The 20,525-nt window shown below is 40.0% G+C and carries 30 protein-coding genes; all 30 read right to left on the reverse strand.

Annotated features, from left to right (window positions below):
• Positions 1–5: 5 nt before the first annotated feature.
• A complete protein-coding gene (locus LMU01S_RS03080; protein ID WP_056959601.1) occupies positions 6–374 on the reverse strand; it encodes a hypothetical protein in 369 nt (122 codons plus the stop codon).
• Positions 375–923 carry an HK97-gp10 family putative phage morphogenesis protein gene (locus LMU01S_RS03085; protein WP_056959599.1) on the reverse strand — a complete coding sequence of 183 codons (549 nt, stop codon included), beginning with the start codon at positions 921–923 and terminating at the stop codon, positions 375–377.
• Complete coding sequence (locus LMU01S_RS03090) at positions 916–1,269, reverse strand: hypothetical protein (RefSeq protein WP_056959597.1); 354 nt, start codon at positions 1,267–1,269, stop codon at positions 916–918. Before LMU01S_RS03090 ends, LMU01S_RS03085 begins: the two co-directional genes overlap by 8 nt.
• Complete coding sequence (locus LMU01S_RS03095; protein WP_225354594.1) at positions 1,266–1,577, reverse strand: phage head-tail connector protein; 312 nt, start codon at positions 1,575–1,577, stop codon at positions 1,266–1,268. Before LMU01S_RS03095 ends, LMU01S_RS03090 begins: the two co-directional genes overlap by 4 nt.
• Positions 1,578–1,594: 17 nt before the next feature.
• Positions 1,595–2,644, reverse strand: coding sequence for a major capsid protein (locus tag LMU01S_RS03100; RefSeq protein ID WP_056959595.1), 1,050 nt, complete (start codon positions 2,642–2,644; stop codon positions 1,595–1,597).
• 25 nt (positions 2,645–2,669) lie between these two features.
• Entirely contained in the window at positions 2,670–3,023 is a 354-nt protein-coding gene (locus LMU01S_RS03105; RefSeq protein ID WP_056959593.1) for a hypothetical protein, read from the reverse strand.
• Positions 3,024–3,041: 18 nt separating this feature from the next.
• Positions 3,042–3,668 (reverse strand): DUF4355 domain-containing protein, encoded by a 627-nt coding sequence (locus LMU01S_RS03110; RefSeq protein WP_056959591.1) that lies wholly within the window; start codon positions 3,666–3,668, stop codon positions 3,042–3,044.
• A gap of 144 nt (positions 3,669–3,812) precedes the next feature.
• Positions 3,813–4,130: a hypothetical protein gene (locus LMU01S_RS03115; protein WP_056959590.1), complete on the reverse strand. Its 318-nt coding sequence runs from the start codon at positions 4,128–4,130 to the stop codon at positions 3,813–3,815.
• On the reverse strand, positions 4,109–5,869 hold the full coding sequence (locus LMU01S_RS10235; protein WP_082613089.1) for a minor capsid protein: 1,761 nt from the start codon (positions 5,867–5,869) through the stop codon (positions 4,109–4,111). The genes LMU01S_RS03115 and LMU01S_RS10235 overlap by 22 nt, the downstream gene beginning before the upstream one ends.
• An 8-nt stretch (positions 5,870–5,877) precedes the next feature.
• Entirely contained in the window at positions 5,878–6,168 is a 291-nt protein-coding gene (locus LMU01S_RS03125; RefSeq protein ID WP_056959588.1) for a ribosomal-processing cysteine protease Prp, read from the reverse strand.
• The gene (locus tag LMU01S_RS03130) at positions 6,116–7,597 is read right to left on the reverse strand and encodes a phage portal protein (protein ID WP_056959586.1); all 1,482 of its coding nucleotides are present in this window, start codon (positions 7,595–7,597) and stop codon (positions 6,116–6,118) included. Before LMU01S_RS03130 ends, LMU01S_RS03125 begins: the two co-directional genes overlap by 53 nt.
• A 19-nt stretch (positions 7,598–7,616) precedes the next feature.
• Complete coding sequence (locus tag LMU01S_RS03135) at positions 7,617–8,918, reverse strand: PBSX family phage terminase large subunit (protein WP_056959584.1); 1,302 nt, start codon at positions 8,916–8,918, stop codon at positions 7,617–7,619.
• Entirely contained in the window at positions 8,884–9,783 is a 900-nt protein-coding gene (locus LMU01S_RS03140) for a terminase small subunit (RefSeq protein WP_056959582.1), read from the reverse strand. The genes LMU01S_RS03135 and LMU01S_RS03140 overlap by 35 nt, the downstream gene beginning before the upstream one ends.
• Positions 9,784–10,117: 334 nt before the next feature.
• Positions 10,118–10,567, reverse strand: coding sequence for an ArpU family phage packaging/lysis transcriptional regulator (locus LMU01S_RS03145; RefSeq protein ID WP_056959580.1), 450 nt, complete (start codon positions 10,565–10,567; stop codon positions 10,118–10,120).
• A gap of 74 nt (positions 10,568–10,641) precedes the next feature.
• Complete coding sequence (locus tag LMU01S_RS03150) at positions 10,642–11,043, reverse strand: hypothetical protein (RefSeq protein WP_056959579.1); 402 nt, start codon at positions 11,041–11,043, stop codon at positions 10,642–10,644.
• A complete protein-coding gene (locus LMU01S_RS03155; protein WP_056959577.1) occupies positions 11,040–11,234 on the reverse strand; it encodes a hypothetical protein in 195 nt (64 codons plus the stop codon). Before LMU01S_RS03155 ends, LMU01S_RS03150 begins: the two co-directional genes overlap by 4 nt.
• Positions 11,235–11,321: 87 nt before the next feature.
• Complete coding sequence (locus tag LMU01S_RS03160) at positions 11,322–11,516, reverse strand: DUF6877 family protein (protein ID WP_056959575.1); 195 nt, start codon at positions 11,514–11,516, stop codon at positions 11,322–11,324.
• On the reverse strand, positions 11,506–11,976 hold the full coding sequence (locus tag LMU01S_RS03165; RefSeq protein ID WP_056959573.1) for a class I SAM-dependent methyltransferase: 471 nt from the start codon (positions 11,974–11,976) through the stop codon (positions 11,506–11,508). The genes LMU01S_RS03160 and LMU01S_RS03165 overlap by 11 nt, the downstream gene beginning before the upstream one ends.
• A gap of 2 nt (positions 11,977–11,978) precedes the next feature.
• Entirely contained in the window at positions 11,979–12,368 is a 390-nt protein-coding gene (locus LMU01S_RS03170; RefSeq protein ID WP_056959571.1) for a crAss001_48 related protein, read from the reverse strand.
• 3 nt (positions 12,369–12,371) lie between these two features.
• On the reverse strand, positions 12,372–12,926 hold the full coding sequence (locus LMU01S_RS03175) for a DUF1642 domain-containing protein (protein ID WP_056959570.1): 555 nt from the start codon (positions 12,924–12,926) through the stop codon (positions 12,372–12,374).
• A 140-nt stretch (positions 12,927–13,066) separates the two neighbouring features.
• On the reverse strand, positions 13,067–13,264 hold the full coding sequence (locus tag LMU01S_RS03180) for a hypothetical protein (protein ID WP_156470375.1): 198 nt from the start codon (positions 13,262–13,264) through the stop codon (positions 13,067–13,069).
• Between the two features lie 11 nt (positions 13,265–13,275).
• Complete coding sequence (locus tag LMU01S_RS10425) at positions 13,276–13,413, reverse strand: hypothetical protein (RefSeq protein ID WP_156470376.1); 138 nt, start codon at positions 13,411–13,413, stop codon at positions 13,276–13,278.
• 261 nt (positions 13,414–13,674) lie between these two features.
• On the reverse strand, positions 13,675–13,926 hold the full coding sequence (locus LMU01S_RS03185) for a hypothetical protein (RefSeq protein ID WP_056959567.1): 252 nt from the start codon (positions 13,924–13,926) through the stop codon (positions 13,675–13,677).
• Positions 13,927–13,928: 2 nt separating this feature from the next.
• Entirely contained in the window at positions 13,929–14,321 is a 393-nt protein-coding gene (locus LMU01S_RS03190; protein WP_082613088.1) for a RusA family crossover junction endodeoxyribonuclease, read from the reverse strand.
• Positions 14,322–14,556: 235 nt separating this feature from the next.
• A complete protein-coding gene (locus tag LMU01S_RS03195) occupies positions 14,557–16,782 on the reverse strand; it encodes an AAA family ATPase (protein ID WP_056959563.1) in 2,226 nt (741 codons plus the stop codon).
• Positions 16,783–16,785: 3 nt separating this feature from the next.
• Positions 16,786–16,965: a hypothetical protein gene (locus tag LMU01S_RS03200; protein ID WP_004047473.1), complete on the reverse strand. Its 180-nt coding sequence runs from the start codon at positions 16,963–16,965 to the stop codon at positions 16,786–16,788.
• A 165-nt stretch (positions 16,966–17,130) separates the two neighbouring features.
• Positions 17,131–18,711 (reverse strand): DEAD/DEAH box helicase, encoded by a 1,581-nt coding sequence (locus tag LMU01S_RS03205; protein WP_056959561.1) that lies wholly within the window; start codon positions 18,709–18,711, stop codon positions 17,131–17,133.
• 11 nt (positions 18,712–18,722) lie between these two features.
• Positions 18,723–19,466, reverse strand: coding sequence for a hypothetical protein (locus tag LMU01S_RS03210; RefSeq protein WP_056959559.1), 744 nt, complete (start codon positions 19,464–19,466; stop codon positions 18,723–18,725).
• Positions 19,467–19,471: 5 nt separating this feature from the next.
• Entirely contained in the window at positions 19,472–19,894 is a 423-nt protein-coding gene (locus LMU01S_RS03215; protein WP_056959557.1) for a hypothetical protein, read from the reverse strand.
• A 12-nt stretch (positions 19,895–19,906) separates the two neighbouring features.
• On the reverse strand, positions 19,907–20,518 hold the full coding sequence (locus LMU01S_RS03220) for a hypothetical protein (protein WP_056959556.1): 612 nt from the start codon (positions 20,516–20,518) through the stop codon (positions 19,907–19,909).
• Between the last annotated feature and the right edge of the window lie 7 nt (positions 20,519–20,525).

Below are 20,525 nucleotides of genomic sequence, written 5' to 3' on the forward strand. Positions count from 1 at the left end.
TTTCTTCATCCTTTCTGATAAACTCGACCACTTGTATTATCAACGATACCGTTGAATACGATCAGCACTCGAGTTATTCCATTCAAATCTTGATCACCAACGCTATTAGAAAAGCCCATCGCTGAAAACTTAGCAATGAGCTCGTCTTTTATTTTTGTTAGCGATCCTTGATCACTGTACAGATCAATAGTGATCTGCCATTCAGTATCAGTCTCTTGTTGTTTGCTATCCCGGATATACGATGATTGAGATGTTTTATAAATCGCAGTTGGAAACTTTGTAAAGCTATCGGGATAATTTGGCGAGACTGTTTTTAATTCTGGCATAGCCTTCAAAGTCTTAAAAACTAGCGCTTTGACATTATAAATCTCCATCTAATCACCTAGCTTATCTCTAAATTCTTGTTCTACACGTGTTTTGATGATGTTAGGCGCTTCTTTAGCCAACTTATCCATTGCTGGTGTCATAAATTGACGTGCTGGCTGTCCTGTTGTTCGATAGAAGTATTTGCCCTTGATCTTGATCTTTGGAATACCATAGATCTTATTTAGATCAATATCAACTTCTTCTGCAGGGATATACCACGGCGTTTGTCGATATGCGATCGCAATGTTAGACGGTAATTTTTTAGGCGAATTCTCCCCGACTTTACCAGTCCCAAATTCACGAAAAATAGCCACCATAGACGAGTTCCACCAACGTGCGATAACCTCATCACCATCTTGTTTAACTTCGTGTTTAAAGCTTCTAGCAAGCTCTCCTTGCGAATATTTGATGCTTGATTGCAATTCATCAACAGCATATGCTTCGGCTTGTTCGATCGCATCTTCTTGCCCATTCATTGCGCCTTCAGCTAAAACACTAGGCAATTTGTTTAACTTTGCTTCGAGTTCATCTAAACCATGAATCTCAACATCAATCATGACTATCATCCCTTTTAATGCGCTCTAGCGTAATATTCTTGTGCGTAGAAAATTCTTGGATCGCTGTGATCTTGTAGTCAGGATCTTCGTCTTTATCAACGTATAAACAAATGCCAAAACCTTCACCATGACTTTCACTAAGTTCTGTGCCTTGATATTTGCAAGATTTGATGTATTTGATATCTCTGCCATAAAGTTGAGCATTGACTGTTCCGCCTGCAGATTGAACATTCATCCTAATTTTTTTAGGATTGCCCCACCTTTTGATGCTGTAGCCTTCGTCATCTTGTGTATTTACAGGCTCTTTTAGATAAACCGTCGTTAAGTCGCTTTCTTTTAATCTCATAACTTCGTCACCTTGGCGATCCGATATTGATTCAACCCTTGGCGAATATCTTTAGGAATACCCGTTTCAAGATAGTTAGTCACACCACCTTCGACTCGTTGCGTTTCACCTTCTAAGCCTAAACGGTTATAATTAACGATCGCCAAACGTTTAGCATAAACATCAAGATTGCCAACTAATTTCTTTTGACCAGTATAATCAAGAACTTGCGCGATCGCTTCTTGGATCAAATCGCTCATCAAAACATCGTCACTACTTTTTAGTCTCGCACCTAAGGCGGTAGCCATTTCAAGTACTTGTTGATCCACATTTAATCCCTCCAAAATTAAAGAACTTTAGCTTGGAAAACATCATCGGCACTCGCAAATGATGGAAGCATCGTTGCGGCTGCTAATACCCAAGTTCCGATTGGATCTTCGCCTGTCTCGTAAACTTTGGCCATAACATTACCCACTGCAGAAACTTGGGCATTGCTTGAAAGCATACGATTTTCTTCTGGTGTTGGGCCGTAAATTTTTTCGCCAGGAACTTCATCATTGAATAATACGATGCGATCTTCTGGGAAATAATGTTTTGTTGTCATCTTGCCATCTTCACCTTCAACACGATATTTACCATCATAAGCTCGAATCACTGGCAAACCTTGGGCAGTCATCCATTGGTCGAGATCAGCTTGACCAACAACACGGCCAGTATCTTTTCCAAAGATAGCTTCTTTGATCTCAGTACTACGCATCAAAGTACGTAAAACTTTCTTAGACGTCAATGCCCGTGTTGGTGTGATATCTAACGTATCAGACCAATCTTGCAAATTATCGATGATAGAAGCACTATCACTTCCCCAAAGAGCTTTACCGGACAATTCTTTTTGATGCTCTTCTGGTACTTTATAATCGATAGCAATACCGTTCTTTTCATCAGTGATCTTACCAGTAGCAAACATTTCCATTGTCATTTGTTCACCACGAGCAAGCACTGCTTGAACCATTGCGTCAATGTCATCAAAGACATATTGCTTTAAGTAATTTTCTTCGGCAGTATTGCGTGGATAACGTAATTTGATGAGCATTTCTTCAGTGATCTGCATCTTGCGCTTCACATACGCAAGTTCAGCAGTCATTTTTGCAGCATCTCGGCTACCGATCTCAGCTTCAGTATCAAAAGCAGAGATGTTAGCGATCGTCGGTACTCGACTACCAGCTTTCAAAATGTCAACTTCTAGCGTTGGAACTTTTGTAGCTGGGAATAATGTATCGCCTAAAAGATCCCGATATTTGCGATTACGGGTATAATCAACGACCGTCTTTTGATCAAACATGTCAAGGATCGGTGTTGCAAATCGTTGTAAATCTAATTTGATCATTTCCTTTTTCATCTACTATCTTCTCCTAACTCTATAATTAATCAGAACTTACAGTTCCAGAAGTTTCTAAATCTTTAAAGTGGATCGCAGTCATTGCTTTGATCGCTTCTGCTGATGGTGTTGGTTTCAAACGTTTGCTCAAGACCCAGCCTTCGCGCATAACTGCTACCATTTGATTAGATCCATCACTTGGCACATATACGTCATTCACTGTGATTCCGATTGCCTTAGCATCGTTTGTTGGGTAAATTGTTCCAGCTGGTACATATTTACGACCTTGATCATCAGTTTGAACGTTGTAATTGGTGCTGTTGATCGTTTCCGGAAAAGCTGTGAACTTTTCAGAAGCTAAGAAGTTCAATTGCTTTCCGCTTTGAAATTGAGTATACATTAGATTTTTTCTCCTTTCCTATTTCCAAAAATCGTTCTTAGATCCGTTAGAGTTATTAGCTTTTTCAGCGTATACCTCACCAACAGATTTAGGTGTTGAGTTGCCTTGCGTGCTTTTAGGAGTGCGCGCGCTTTGAGCTAAGCGATTTTCAACTGCATCATGTACCGCGCTTCTAAAAACTTCACTCACTTTTTGATAACTAGCATTCATAGCATCTTCATCAGCAAGTACATCCCCGAAGACATCGACCAAACCAGCTGGCAAACCGTCTTGGATCAACTGATTTGCCAATTTGCTTTTATTCTCGCGTTTTGTGATCTCAGCTTCACGATCGCTAAGTGCTTGCTCACGTTGCTTGAAATCATACTCACGCTTTTGTTCTTCGGTCATATTCTTACGTTCTTTAGCCGTCTTAGCTTGTTCTTCTTGTTCTTTTTGCCAATTAGAGCGAGCTGTTTCTAAGGCTTTGCTAAGCTTTTTATCAAAGAATGAGTCCATTTCTGACTCTGTCTCAAAGGTTTTAAAAGGCTCTGTTTTAGACTCTGCACCTTCAACGCTTTCTTGTGCGTTTGCACCGTCACTTCCGTCACCTTGTTCACCCTCTGCAAAACGTTGCAGATCTAAAAACAATAATTCTTTTTCCATACGGTTGTCCTTTCTACCCATGTACATCTGTTTTTTTGTCTGCACGAAAAAAGTCGCCCCATATTTCTACACAGCGACTTTCAAAAGTGAGACAACAGACCCACACACGTATTTAATTTTGGGCAGTTTTACGACTTACCTAGGTCAATAAACATCAAGTTTTTTGTACGGATTTTTATATGTTGGTACTTCTGTTCCTTTAGGTAGCTCAATAACCTTCATATCTGATGTAATTGCTCGCTTTATCTTTTCTGCTTCTTCTTTAATAAGTCGCTCGCAGATCAAACGATTTACATCATCTATTTCGATATATCCATCATTTTTGATAGTACCTTCCCAACCAAACCAAAAATCTCTAATGTAATAAAGATCTTCGGTACTATAATAACCGGGGGTTTTGCCAGAAATTTCCATATAAGCATATTCAAAAGTAACGCTGTTTATTTTATATATTTTGGCCATAGCATCTTACCTCTATTCAATACGTTAATTGTGCTTTTCCACCTAATGATATCATAGCCACACACTAACGCTAATATATCAAGATTACTTTCAGTAGTTTTTACAGCATCTGGCACCGATAAATTTATCTCATGGTATGCTACCGGCATATAACAATTATCAAAGTCTAAAATTCTACTCTTTTTATCTAACCCCCAAATTCCTATCTTTCCGCTGGCACCTTTGTTAACATGCATTCTTGCTTTAAATTCCAAATCGCTAATGTATAATCCGCGGCCTTTACTTGAATTTCCAGCACCAGAGATTGGCATATCACCTGTATTGATTTGATCAAGAAATTCTTGTGCCGATTTAGTAGGGGTATCCCTAACTCCACGATAAAATCTATCACTTTTTTCAACGGTCTCAACTTTTCTGGGATAATCAGTATATCCAGTTTTCTCTAATAAGTATCGAACGAACTTACTTTTTTCGTCATTATAAGGATTATCCTTATCGATAAAGGTTGGGTTCTGCATTTCCTTTTGAATATCGATACCTGTTTCTTTTTGGTAACTTTCAAATACAAATTTAAGACGTTTATAAATTTTTTCTATATCTGATTTTTTGAACTTATCTTTCTCCAAATGGATAGGAATATCTCTAAATTTAAATTCTGGACCGGTAACATTCTTAAGTCGTTTAGCACCTAAGTAAATAACCGCTACTGTTCGACAAAAAGGGTGTAATGGTGGCATATTCTTACCGAAAACCGCATCACTAACATTGAATATCTTCTTGTTGATACTGCGACAGATCTTACTTGTCCGACTATCCAAGATAGCTATCAACTGATACTGTTTGACGCCTCGACGCTTCCAATTGTCAAGCTTAGTCTTAGAATAAAAGTAATTGACTTCTGTTCTGATCAGGCGACTAGCATTGAACTTACCAACGTTAAATTCTTGGTCGATCTGTTTGATCATCTCGCGTTCTGGCATATTGCTAAGCTCTTTGACTGTAAACAGCTCTTTCAAGCGATCAGCAAGCTTATCAGTGTTATCCCAAATACGTGATGAAAAGTTGCTACCATTCCAACGACTATTCAAAGCACGCTCAACGTATTTATTTGGCATTTTTGTGAGCTTTGTTTTAGCTTCATCAGCTTTCATAGATACGCTAGCAAGTTCTTTGCCAGTGTCAGGGTCTTTGATAACGACTTTGTTGCTTTTCTGTTCTAAGACTGGTTTGGCATTGCGATTGCTAAGTTTGTAATCTTTTGCTTGATTATAAACAGCGCTTTGTTTTTCAGCTTGTTTCCACGCACGATTTATCACATCAGTATGCAACTTAACGTTTTGATCTAGCTCGACAGCGCCAGCGCTTTTAGCAGCAACGTACGCTTTGAGTTGCATTTCTTCTAAGCGTGTAATACGACTTTTAGCAGCTAATCTATTCAGATAATCATCGACAGCTTTTTTGCTTTCTTTGTCGGTGATATTGCTAGAGAGTGCTTGCAATGTTACTAATTCAGACGGCGATATATGCGATGACATAATACTTTCGACTTCATCAGCTGAAATGTCTGCATAAAAATAGCGACGATAGATCTTTTTGACCTCGTCGCTTAAATACGTCTGCGCTTGTTGATATGCGCTATTGATAATTTTTAGCTTGTCTGTAGCTTCGTCTTGATTTTCTTGTTCAGCTTGCAGATCTCGCAGTTGCCAATAATTGAACTGATCTTTATTGACTTTCATAAGCTCACCTAACTCGTGATACTAATGTAGTCGCTGTATTGCCCAGCTAGTTGCGTAACAGTGTTTCTAAACGCGTCTAACAACGTCTTATTTTGGATAGCTTCAACGTCATTAAACACAGCTGTCAGCACGCCATTTTCATCGCTCACAGCAACGTTAGTGCAATTGTTGATAGTGTGTGTCAGTAATGTAGAAAATGACGCACAAACGATGTCATAGCCATGTGCGCTATATCCAGCATGACCACTAGCCACGATCGTTGTTTGATCGTTCTTGTTTGTCATCTTCATCTTGATCATCTTCACTATCCTCCAATTCTAATCTGTCAGGATCTTGCTGTTGCAACGCTTGCTGGTTTTTCTTGATGTTGTCAGCATCTTGTTGATCCATTTCTTCGATAATCTCTTGTGGGTCATCAACTTGGGGCAACCAGCCGTAAGTGATCTTACGTGGAATAATACCATCAGCGTTTCTGATATTGTTTACCACATCAGATAAGTTGACTGGGATATTAGGTGCAAGATCAATATCACAGCCACTAACATCATTGTTGGCGCCTTTGATATTCACGATCGTTTGAACCATGTTCAATCTGCGACGCAAGCCATCAAAGAAATATCGCTTTTTGATCGACAACAGATTTTCTAAGCCAAAAAGTTTGAACTTCATCGCTTCACCTGAAACATTACCCATGAACTTCTCATCATTCATATTTGGAACATATGAGATTTTATGGATATCGTTCTCGATCGATTGACTAAGCAAGTTGACCTGAGTTTCATCAAACGACTTAGTTAGCCAGCTGATGTCTGCACCGTCTTCACGGGATGGAGCATTCAAAACACCATTCTTCAAAGCTTTCAGATCGTCATCATCTTCTGCTAATCCGAAACCAAAGGTTACCAGGATCGCATCAACAAAGGCTTCTTTGTCTGAAATGCGATCGGTCTGCAATAAGTTATACGCATCGATCAACGAAATAAGCTGTTCAAAATCACCTTGACGTTCTTCGTTATTACGATATTCAATTAGTGGCACGGTATTAAACAAATTCTCACCGTCATAAACAATATCATCATCCCCGGATAACTCCATCGTCATTTTGGTTCTAAACTCGACAACACGTTTTGGCATGTATACAGTCACGCTATAACCGTCAATGCGACCATCAAGATCTCTCTTTGGTTGCACAAAGACCGCAAATAACGGATCATGCTCAACTGTATCATCAGTAACGACGATTGCAGCACGTGGATCAATGACTTCAATTTTTAGTTCTGTGTTCGGCGTTTCTTTTTCGTTACCCGCTTCGTCCAGTGTTATTTCTGGATCAGTCGCTTTGAGATACAGCAATTCATAGCCGTAGCCAAAAACGGATAGATCCTTTTCTAACTCGATATCGTGCTTGTGAATGTCTGCATTCTTCAATACATCAAGTACATCATCAATGCTTTTATCCTTATCAGCAGTATACTTAACGGGATTGCCTGTCATAAAGCCAACATTCATATCAGTGATATATTTAGCATGGTTGATCATAATATTTGCTGACTTCACCTTAGAATTATCAAATTTGTGATCATTGACATCTTGCTTACCGTTATAATAATCAGCTAATTTATTCAAACGCTTTTGCCGTTTTAAAAGCTCTCTGATCGCATAATTGATAGCTTTAATGTTTGGTTCATTTACGTCTCCCAAAAGACTTTTATCAATCGAAATAGCCAATTAAGCACCTTCTTTCTATCTATAAGCCTCGGATATTGGGCCGTTTCGTAATTTTTGCGGTAAAGTTTTTGTGGATCACCATATAAACAAAATAACGCATAGCATCACAAGCGTGATCATGCTCTTTGACTGGCCTATCTTCACCATGCTGGGCTGCTTTTTCATCCCAAATATAACTTGCCAACTCTTTAAATAGATTTGAGCAAGTGTCACTAAATAAGATCTTGCCTTCATTCATTGCGCTCTGAGTAACACGAATACCATCAACAACATCATTTTTAGCTTTCTTGACCTTAAAGCCATTTTCTCGCAATACAGCAATAAAAGAAGCTGCGGACGGATCAATGATGATCTTTGCTTTGATATCACCAAGGAACTTTTTAAGTTCTTGGCAATATTGATCATCAGTTTTCTGTCTAGAATTAGTACGACCAGAATAATAATATTCTTTAATCAAATACCATGTCCCTTGACTGCGCCCCCACAACAGGAACACTGTTGGGTTTTGCGTACCGTAATCGCATGAAACATAGTATTTCTCAAAATGCTCTGGCAAGTCGTGGACCACCATGCTGTCTTTATCAAAGTTGTCATAGATAACACCTTCAGACATGACCCAAAGGCCTAAAATGTAGCGTTGATAGAACACGCCATCGAACATACGCTCGTAACGATCGATTATTTCTTTTGACAGGGATGGATTGTCTTTCATCGTGAAATGTATGCGGATCGCATTCTTTTCAGTCAGTTTATCTATCCACTCCAGTTTGAAATAATGATATGGCCCAGCCGGATTACAGTTGAACCAGAACTTAGATCCTTCAACGGAACAACGTGATATTGCCTGATTAACAAAACTTTGTGGCATAAGTGCAACTTCATCAAAGAATGCACCAGCAGCAGTTAACCCTTGAACAAGGTCTTGCGATCCTTCGTCTTTACCACCGAACAGAAAGAAAAAGTTTTCCTTGTTACCTTTTCGGATAACAAGCATGTTTTCTGAACGACTATCTTTTACAGAGTAGCCACGTCCTTGAAGCATTAACTTCAGCGGTCTAATAACGTTACGTCGTAGTGAACCAATCGTTTTACCAGCAACGATGAACTGTTTACCATTAAAGTTGTTCATAGCCCACAAAACATACGACAACGACATGACGACTGTCTTGCCAGCACGAACAGAACCGTCACAGACAAGTGCAACTTTATTTTTTAAAGCTGGCACTTTCCACCACGTTAAGACCATCAGTTGCTTCTGTGAAAAGGTCGTAAATTGAAAGGATGACTTAGTTAGCGTGTTTGTCTTCGCCATTATTTTCATCCTCCATCCCTTCTACTTCAGCGTTAGCCCAAACGCTTGGTATAGCTTGTTCGATAGCCTTAATAAAGCCATCATCATCAACGATTGAGTTATCAGGCTCAGGCAAGCGTTCAAGCAACTCTTTCATCGCTTTTTGTTTGTCGTACATTTCAACAACAGCTTCACCTTTATCGATACGAATACTCTTGATATTAGACGTATCGATCTTACTGCTATCTTTAAGTAAGACTAGATTTTCATAGTAAAAAGCTTGCTCTCCTGTTTCTGGGTCGATTTTAGGATCTAAACGATAGTGACCGTTAGCATCTTCGTATGGACCGGTGTCGTCAGGTATCTTATTCCATGAAAGTCGTTTGACCGTCTTAAATTCTAAAGCGTCTGTAACGTCGCTGTGAGCTTGTTTAAGGTATCCAAGCATAATATCATTAGCCGTTGCATAAAGTTCCGCAGACTGCTGTTTTTTTAACTCTGTGAGTTGCTTTTTTATCTTAGGGTTTCTTAGGGTTTTATGCCCCTCAACGCTTGCTGTGTTATAGCCAACACCATACGCTTTTTGATACGCCCAAGTAGCATTGTATCGTTGCAAATAATACAGACAAAAGGCTTTCTGACGGTCTTTTAGCTCATCATTTTCAACTAGCTCATCGATCACATCTGGACTTCTTGCCTGTGCAACTTTGCTCTTTTTTGTGTGCACCCTTTTTTCTTTTTTGTGTGCACCCTTTTTCTTGGTTGCATCCCTTTGCCAGCCATTGCGACTTTTCCAAGATTTGACAGTGTTGAGTGACACGCCATATTTTTCGGCGATGTCCTTATACTTCATCCCAGACAAGTAGTCTTTTTCAGCATCTTCAATGCGACTCACTTCATATCACCCACCTCCGATTTTTAAGTAAAACAAAAAAGCCAGCGGTTAAGCTGACTTTATAATACTCTAAAAATAAAGACCCGGGCCGGACTCGAACCGGCTAGCATTACGCTACTCTTCAATACCGGGCCATTTTGCCACACTCGGCGTTTTACGTGGCAAGGACTTATCGCGCCCACACGTCGTACTTATTTAATGACGCAACGACACGTCAGAATGCAATTAAGATTACCTAAAAGAAAGAAGTTTCTATCCCGTTTCGGGACACTATCATAATAACCCGTTTGTGCTCTTACTGCGCTCTACTAATAGTATGACAGCGCTCTACCAATCATATAGTTTTCACTCTTAGATCTATCTTGTTTCTTTGAACACATAATCTTTCAGCAAACTCTATACATGCGGCTATCTTTAACTGATAGTATCGAGCAGTACTATATTGCACTTTCTGAGCTACTTGCCAGTCTGCTAAGCCTTTAATATAGCGATAGTAAAGTATCAACTGATAAGTGTTGCTACAGTGATTCAAAGCGACGCTCACATCTTCTAAAATAGACTTAGCCTTTGCTGACTCGCTACTAACATATTTGACGACCATATTTTCTTGGCCATTTCCAGAGCTCGGCGCTTTTGGCATACCGTCCATATTAACAGAGCGGAAGAAGCTGCGCTGTTCATCCGCCAACCGCAACAGCCTTTCAAGATCCTTATCAAAAAATTTTTTGACTTTTTCAGCAGTCGCGACCTCGTCAAGATTTGGTATCAAATCGATCAAGTCCATTCGTCCGCCCTCCTATGTTATAATTTGTAGTAGATATTTGTTTGGAGAGCGACTGCATTAGCTGCGGTCGTTTTTTATTTGACTGCGATCACTTTGTAACGCTTTTTAAGCATTGTCTTTTTCTTTCTAGCAATAATGACAGTTGTAACACCACACCCCACAAAGTTAGCCACTTCTTGTGCTATCTCAAATTCGTGTTTTTCGCCCGTTTGAGTATCGAATAGATACCACTTTTTGAAATAGCGATCTTTCCTTTTTCCTCTAGGAGCATGACTTTTTCCACCATGAACGCTCCAGTCCATTTTCTTTTCACCTTTTTTAGGCATACCAACTACTTTGATATACGCTTCAAAAGCCTCTGCGATCAACTTATCTTCAGGATGTTTTTTAACGTATTTCTTCATCTCGAGTCGTTCATTCGATAGCTCATCACCATATTCCTTACTCAAGATAGTTACTGCTTCCATGAACTTCATTTTTCCGTCCTCATTAGATCCACGATCTCATATAACTTGACCACGCATACACTGACTAAGTAAGCCACTAGTAATCCAACTAATACCAAAGCATTGATAAAGTATCCTTGCGACATTCTAATCAAGATAGCTACTAGTAACCCTGCCAACCCTAAAATATTTAGTGCATTCCACACTCCCTTGGCAAACATATTAATTGCCTCCTTATTCGTTAATTGCATATCCGATAAAGATCCCGATCGCTAGAAAAGCTCCAGCGACAATGATTGTTAATACTGTCATTCACTCATCTCCAAAACAAACTTTTTGACATTCTCCAGATACCGTACTTGTTGCCACAAGTATGGATCATTATCATCACTTGAGTTACCAGATAAATAAAAATCTCCTACACGTCCCCGAATATCATCAACCACTGACATCGGATAACTGTACTTGCTTAGCAATTCAACTATTTTTTCTTTAGCTGTCATCTTTATCTCCTTTCAAAAAAACGGACCATCTAGTTTTACTCCTCTGATCGCCTAAAATAGGTTTCTGACCAAATGCTGTGATCACAGCCCTGAATTTGATCTGATCTTCGTTCCATTTAAAAAGTAGAATTCCAGATGGTTTAAGCACTCGTCTGCACTCATCAAAGCCACGTTTCAAATCTTCTGGCCAATTTTCTTTATCAAGCTTTCCGTATTTTTTAGCAAGCCAGCTACGATCGCCTGCATGAATCAGATGTGGTGGATCAAACACCACTAAATCAAATGTTTCATCATCAAACGGGATGCTGCGGAAGTCGGCTTGTACGTCTGGATCAACGTCGATAACATGTCCTGACGGAAGCTCTTCATAATACTTCCTGACGTCCATGTATGTCGTATGCTCTTCCTGCTTGTCATACCAAAACATTCGACTACCGCAACATACATCCAAAATTTTCATCTTCATTCCTCCAAATCGTCTAATCGAGCCCACAAAATATCACTATATTGCTCCATAGCTTCCAACTGACAACGCAATAAGTTCACTTGATCTTTTCCGATATTTGATAATTTTTCATCATCATTCAGAAAGGTTTTTAACTTTCTGATTTTTTCGTCCAGATCAGCTTTTTCTTCTTTAAGCTTTTCAACGACTGGCTTATCAGCCGTCTCTTTTTTATCTTCATACATGATTATCACTTGATGAAATGCTTCTAATAAACCACCAACTGAGCTTATTTGATATTTAATATCAATTAGTTCTTTATCTTTGATAAAGTCGTTGATTAAATCTTCTAAGGACGGCTCATCTGATTTTCCAATATACGCCTCTGTTATAATTTTCACTTTCATTTACTAGTCCTCAAGTTTATCTTCAGGAACTTCGACCTTTAATACATTGAGATCGAGACCTTTTGCGCGCGGATCTTTTTGCATCTCATTGATTTTCTCTTGTGTAAACTGTGTTTTATAAGACGAAGTTTCGCTTCTTGTTTCAAAAAACCAATTACCCGTTTTTTTATTAACATTCAAATATACGGGACCTCTATTAAAATTAAGTCTGATATAATATTTCTTCTCTTTTTTGATTGTGTAGCCCGTGAAGTAGGCTTGTGATAAACGGTTAAAAAAGTCAGCTCGCTTTTCCCAACCTCGGAAACGACTCAATTTATAAAACAATTTGCTGATAAAATAATTACTACTAGTACGCTCATAGAACGGCAAGTCTTTGTATTTCTCAAACCACTCTGCCTCTTCCTTGCTCAGCACGGCTTTCTTGACGATCTGCTCATCATCAGCTAGCTTCACATAGCCAGCTTTTTTCGATTGTTCTTCTGACACGCTCACTTGTCTTGTGCGATCGTCATATTTGTATGTGCCATCTTGTAGCACTAATTTTTGTTCTTCCATTTCATTAGTCCTCCTAATTTATATTATTCAAAAAAGCGCTTTTTTTGATTATTCGATGCTAAAATCTACTGCCTATCGTCAAAAATAACCACTTTTTTTATTTTTCATCATGAGCAAATGCAATATGCTTTGTGTCCTCCTTACTTACCGCTCAAACCTTTGTAATATGGGATCTTCTGCTCTGATTTTTTTACAATCGGCTCATCAGATATCGTCACATTCACACCAACTTGTTTTCTGTACTCACCGACTGTCATTCCAAAATGATAAGGCTCATTTGTGCAATTCCTTGCTTTGGAATCCCAGTGAATAATACGCATATCGTCAATCTTTTTCATGATTTTCACCATTAACCAGGTTCACGCGATATCAAAGCGCTTGTCCTACCCACACGACAAGCATCTTGTTCACGTTTAGAGATCTCAACTTCAAGCAAGTTCCATTGACGCTTGAAATCAGCATAGATTTCTTCCCAGTCCCCCTTCACCCATGTAAGCTTTCCGGACAACCCCACCAAATTTTGTTTTCAGCTTGTCCAGACGTTTTTGTTGTTCAATTTTCGTCATAAAATCATTAGTTTCGCTTCTCATTGCTCTTCTCCTTTGATCTTTCTAGTTTCTTTTGTCGACGTCGACGTTTATCTCTTTTTCGACTACGTTTCTTTCCTGTCATTTTCTTTCCTCACTTCCTATCATGCGCAAATGCTAACAGCGCTAGTAACAAGAATAGCAATGTCAGCACTAGCCACTTATACACCAACACCAGCATTTTCGCTCTCCTTTTTAGCGATCATATCTTGTGCAATCTCATCTTGATATCTGATTATCGCTACCATGATTCCTACCACAAGCGGGTGGCCATCGTAACGCTTTTCGATCCTGCCTGTCGTATCGATCACCCATTTCCAATATTCGGCCGAATCGATCGGATAATTTTTCAGCATAATGTTAGCTGCGTTCATCCAATTCATGACATCTTTAAAAAACTTTTCCCAGTCCATGATTACGCCCCCTCGATTTTGATATAGATCCCTGGTACTTCAGACCAAAACTTTTCAACATGTAACCCCGCGATCAACCTATCATCTTCCCAAAAGCCAAGATCAGTCATGCAGTCTTGAAGTAACTTCATCATGTTGTCCAAGTCTGGCTTAGTCGTCTTATAGCTTCCGTTTTCGTGATCACCATTCGGATATAGCCATTTGACTTGCAAGATGACCAACTTCTTAAATTTCGTTTCCGGAACAAACTTCGCTAAATGAGCTGTCAACTTTTCTCGTGCTGCTTTCAACTCTGCTGGTTCATAAAATATCGGCTTACCATTCTTCGCGACAGTCACTTTTTTCTGTTGGTGCGTAGTGTTTGGGATATCCTTCATTGGCACAAAAAATTCCATTATTTGTCACACCTCGTTTATCTCTATTTTTTTATCTTTTCATTTTTGTCACAGCCAAACTTTGTCACTCGTCGTGTCCATTCATATCTATCCCCCTAGTGGGAGATATGAATGACACCGATGACAGTTGACGTGACAAGGTTTTGGCGTTGTCATTCACTGTCATTTCTTCTTAGATATGACCGGAACTGTCACTTGTCATTTCTATTTAGCTATGACGATAGAATTTTATTATTTAACCATTAGTTTTTATCAAATACCCACCTTCGACTTTAAAAGAATCTATCTTCTTGACTCTGTTGTATACAGCAGTTCTTTGTATTTCGAGATAATCAGCTATCTGTTTAACTTCTACAGGGCCACCGTTCATGCTTAAAGCATTAAACGCACTCTCCACTTCTTGTTTTGACTTGTCAGCTCTTTCTTGATTTGACTTCTGAGTTCCTTTTTTCCATTTTTCTCTTACGTCTTCTTCTGGATTGATATCTTGTAAACTTTCGTCAAGCATGTGAATTGGATATTTGAACCAAGCGTTTACCGGAGTAAATTTAGGAAACTCACGCAGTGTCCCTTCTAAACGCCATGCGGTAGCTTGTCTTACCATCGTTACTGCAAGATCTTTTTGCTCGTTGATATATTTCAACTTTTCCGGATCTTGAATAGCTTTCATCAAGTGTTTACCCATTTCTGATTTGCTGAAGATATCGTCTTGGCCAATATCTGAGTAAGTAGGGTTATACGCCTTGATTGCTCCTGCGTAAACGTTACAGATTGCATCATTTTCACGTTGCTTGTACCTGTTCTCGTCGACCGGCAATTCTATCAAGTCTAAGATCGCGTCTGGATCTCGTGCAAAAACTCCGGAACCAGAAGAACGATCGATAGAACTTTTGCCACCTTGAGCACCTTTTGAATGGTGGTGAGCATAGATAACTGAACACTGCAGTTCTGTAGCAATCATGTCGAACTGATTAACAAAAACTGACATGTCATGAGCGTTGTTTTCATCTCCGGTCAGCACTTTATAGATCGGATCGATTATGACTGCGATGTAGTCTGATTTTTGCGCTCTCCGGATAAGTTTTGGTGCTAGCTTGTCCATTGGGCTTGTCTTACCACGTAAATTCCAGACATCGATGTTCCCCACATTATCGTGGCCACGTCCTAATTCTTTGTAGATGTCAGCAAAACGTTTTTTGGCTGATCGTTCGTCTAGCTCAAGGTTCACATATAAGACTTTTCCTTGCTGACACTTGAAGCCGAACCACTCCCAACCTTCAGCGATCGCAATAGCTAACTGAATAAGCGAGAACGATTTACCAGCTTTTGACGGCCCAGCGATCAGCATTTTATGACCTTGTCGAAGAACTCCTTCGATCAGTTCCGGCGCTAACACGATCGGTTCATCAAAGAGATCTGCCATATTTTCCATTTCTGGCAAGTTGTCGTTCATGTCTTCGATGTATTCTTTCCACTCGTCCCAACTTTGCTGACCAATATTTCTGGCCACTAAAAATTGTTTTTTGCCGGCACGCTCAAAGCCTGGCAATCTAGTTAGTCGTGAAGGGTTCTTGTTTTGCTTATCAATGAATAGCCCGTTTTTCTCAACGATCTTATACAGATAGTCGACACGTTCTTGATACTCACCATAATTAGCAGCGTCCACTTTGACTACTGCGTGCAAACTCTTACCGCCGGAATAAGTCAATGTCGCGATCGGTAATTCGAGCTTACGCAGGATCTCGTTTTGCTTGGCCACGTCCATGTTGTCGGACTCGATCAAAGCATAACGAAAATCAATGACGTTCTCGTTTTTGACACCTTTACCATCAAGTGGATTAAATCTGATCCAGGCCCCGGCTTGTTCGTTTGGATCGCCTAGAACTGCACCGATATCTTTTGTTTGCTTAAGCTTTTCAATGATCGTTCCAGCGGTCCAAGTGTATACACCTTGGGTTGGCAACCATTTCTCTTTATCACCGTGTTGGCTCAAGTAAGCATCGTTCACAAAACCGACGATATCATCAGCTCTAAAAAGTGTTTCGAAGTAATCAGTGATTTGTTTGATTGGATCCCAATTTTTAGGCTCTTTGACTTCTTCACCTAAAATGTAATCAGTATTCACAACTTGATAGCCACGATCGATATCAGATGCAACAAAGCTATCGTTCCAGCCAAAGCTAGTCGTATCGCTTGATGGTGGTCTCCAGCCATTTTCTTTGGCCAACTGTGTGATCGTTGCACCGGTGACTGGTTTAGCAGATCCGTTGAATTTCTCCCACTTCTTTTCTGTTTCACCATCGTGATAACGAGCCATATCGCGTTGACTCCAGCTATCCCAATCACTGAGCGAGTAGCCTTCATGTTTTAAAGCGAAGCCCACATTTAGCCATTCTTGGTAATTTAAAGTTGCTGGATCGATATAGTCTAGTAGCTCGACTAAGTTCAATTTATTTTCCAAAAGCTACTCCCTTCTTCCATCTCCAAATTTTTCTTTGATAGTGTTAAATGCTGCATTCCAACCATCGTTATAACCAAGATCGTAAGCAGTAGTTACACGTTCATTCATATTTGCTTCGATATTTTCAATTCGTTCACGTTCATCTGCGAAAATGCCGGCAATTTCTTCTTGAATGTCTTTCATGTTCATCCCTCCTCATATTTTTTGAATCGATTCAATGCCCGGACTCAGAATCGAACTGAGATTTTTACTGTAAATAAATCTTTTTCGTAGGCTTGTTTTGGTGGAATGTGTGGCACCAGCCCCGGGCGTGATCCCCACAGTAAAAACTGTGAGGAAAATATTTTTTTAATTTGGTTGGTATTCAGCCGGTGTGATCCCTGCTGGAATTCTCCAACCATTAGCAGCGATCCGATTTATCAGCTTAGTTGCGTGTTCAAATTGCCACGTTCCGACGTGATTGAAACCACGACCTTCTAAAAATCTGATCTGTTTTGGCGTTGTTAGGCCAGCATCACGACGCTTGCTGAGTCTTTCAAGTAGCATTTCTGCTTTACCGGCATTTTCGATATCATCTGGATAGATCCCCAGTTTTTCAAGCGCTTTGATCTGCTTATCTGTTGGTGGCCCCATTTGAAAACCAAACGCCGGCACAAAATCGGTTAGGTCTGAAGCTTGGATCGATAACTCGAATTGCAAAGGATCAACAAGCTTACGTTTGCGACGTTTCATCTCTGCTAGCTGTTCAGCTAAGGCTTGTTCACGCTCTGCGACAACATCTTTTTGAGCTTGCTCTTCAGCTAACTCTAAATCGATCGCTGTCCCGGCTTCTTCGATATTTTCAGTCATCTTCTTAGCGACTTTTTCATCGGTGGCTATCAAATGTGCCGGGTGACAAAGCTCGTGACGTTCTGTGTGCCATAAGAAGTCTAGTAGAAGCAGTTCTTCTTTTCCTGGTGCAAGTCGAGTACCACGCCCCACCATTTGGCTATATAGCGCTCTAACTTTAGTTGGTCGAAGTACGACCACACAGTCAACATCTGGACAGTCCCAGCCTTCAGTCAATAACATCGAATTACACAAGACGTTATACTTGTTATTCTCAAAGTCAGTTAGAATTTGCTCGCGATCTTGCGACTCTCCGTTTACTTCAGCTGCTTTAAAACCGTGCTCGTTTAAGATGTCTCGGAACTTTTGTGACGTTTTAACCAGTGGCAGGAACACAACTGTTTTACGATCTTTACACTGCTTTTCCATTTCTGTAGCGATCTGTTCGAGATAGGGATCTAACGCTGTTCCTAAATCTTTTGTCGAGAAATCTCCAGCTTGCTGTTTTACAGCAGATAGATCTAACTTGAGCGGGATCGTTAAAGCTTTGATTGGTGATAGATATTTAGCTCTTATTGCTTCAGCTAAGCCGTACTCATAAGCTAGACTGTCAAAGTATGAACCTAAATTTTTCATATCGCCCCGGTCTGGCGTTGCGGTAACGCCCAGCACGTTTGCATTCTCAAAGTGTTTTAGCACTCGTTGATAGCCATCTGAGATACAGTGATGTGCTTCATCGATCACGATCGTATCAAAGAAGTCTGGTGAAAATTTTTCTAAACGTTTTGGACGTTGCATCGTTTGGACAGATCCAACTACTACTCGATAGAAACTGTTAAGACTTGTCTGCTCTGCTTTTTCAGTTGCTGTCTTTAGGCCAGTTGATTTGTAAAGCTTATCTGCAGCTTGCTCTAATAACTCACCACGATGTGCCAAAACTAAAACCCGCTCGCCTAATTTGACCCGATCTTCGATGATCTTAGAAAATACGATTGTCTTTCCGGTCCCAGTAGGTAAAACTAGCAAAGTTCGCTTATTACCTTTCTCCCATTCTTCCTGTACTCTCTTACGTGATTCTTCTTGGTAAGGTCTTAATTCCATTAGATTTCCTCCTAAGCTAGGATGGTGATCTTGCCATTGCTGATTTTAGCCTTTAAAGACTTTTCAAAGTAATTTTTGATGTTTTTGATAGCTACATTTCTCCAAATTCCACCATCTGCTTCAAATAGTGCACAACGTGGTCCTTCTTTCATTCGGAACACAAATTTTGATTCAGGCTGTGCTACTTCATTGAATGTTCGATAAGGCGCTAAAGTAACTGGATTTGGAACTTTGACATCGACTTTTGAAGCAACACCTTGATTGATCGTGACTGCTTGTGAAACTCCATCGTCACCGACAGTCTTAACAGAGTCCTCACTGATATTACCAACTACTTTCAGTAAGATCTCACGGTCTGAACTATCCGTAAAAATAGACTGCAGCTTGATGTTAAATTCTTCTGAGTGGTAGAAGTAATCAAAACTGAACGCTGGGACGATCGCATTAACTTCAGCTAATCGTTCTCGACTACCATTGACTTCTAATTGTCCTTCTAAAAATACAGTTTGCTCATCTTTGACCGTTAAAATAAGTCGATCATCTTTTCGATCTAGTTCAGACTTGATGTAATCAACTAAGCTAGATAATGTGTTCAGATTTAAACTTTGTTTTGCGGTATATGCTACTGGATCTACTCGATGTGCAACACCTTCACCATCGATCACGTATGGAATCTCTTTGATAAACACGACCCGGCTTTCTGGCTCAATACCGTTATTTGTTAAAAAACTTAATGCTTCTTCTGTTAAACTCATGACTGTTACCCCCGTTTTTCTTGTAAATCAATTACTTTAGCTTTAGTTTCTTTCTCGACCACGTCTACTGGTTTACCAACGTCAGTCTTTAGTTGGCTATCTTCTGGATCAAAGTAAGTTTGTCCTGGCGCTCCAGAACTAAGCTCATGCGCCTCAATTCGCCCTGTCTTAATATCTTTTCCAGTTAAAACCGTCGTTTCAACTTCTTCTGTTGGTGCTAATACCGACTTGATCCCAGTGGCTAAATTTACCGTTTGGCGTTTCTCGTCCGGTGTAAAACCAAGTGTGATTGTGATTGTCCGTTTCCGTTTTGCCGGCACGTTAGGATCATGGATATTTTTGAAGACTGCTTCTAGTTCCTTATCTAACTTCTCTTGGATAACTCCATAAGCCATCCGTGATAAATTCAAATCGATCTCTTTTGACATTATTCTTACCTCCTAAAATGCTCCTGGTGTAAAACCGCCTTGCGCAGGTTGTTGCGGTTGTACTGGCGCAGGCTGTACTGGTTGAGTTGTTTGTTGTGGTGTCACTGGTGCTTGTTGTACTGGCTGTGGTTGTGGTTGCGGTTGTACCGTTGTTTGTGCCGGCGCAGGTTGTTGTGCACTAGCGATCTCTGGCGCATCTGGTTTAAGAAACTTTTTGGCCCTGTTATTTGAACGGTCGTTTCCGTTGTTATCTTGATAGTGATTTACTTCAAGTTCTGCATAACCAAAACTCCCGATGACAGCGTTCCAGTTTGGCATAAACGTTTGGCCAATGACTGGATTTTGGCCAATAGCAGTGAAGAACTCTGTCAATTTCCACTGCATACGTTTCAGCAAATACAAACGTTCTTTTACTGACGTCTTACCTTTAGTGCCGACAAATTCCATTTCGATCTCAGCGTAAGGTGTGCCGTTAGGGATTTTGTCTGACTTACCATCATAGATCTTGCGTTCAAAATTTTTGACTGTAAACTTGCAAACCCCAGGATCGAGTACGACAAACTCACTTTCTTCAGCGGTAAAACCACTGTCCCATGTTAAAAATTCATTTTCTGCTGTATTCATTTTTTAT

This window comes from Ligilactobacillus murinus DSM 20452 = NBRC 14221 (assembly GCF_001591685.1).
GTDB lineage: Bacteria > Bacillota > Bacilli > Lactobacillales > Lactobacillaceae > Ligilactobacillus > Ligilactobacillus murinus.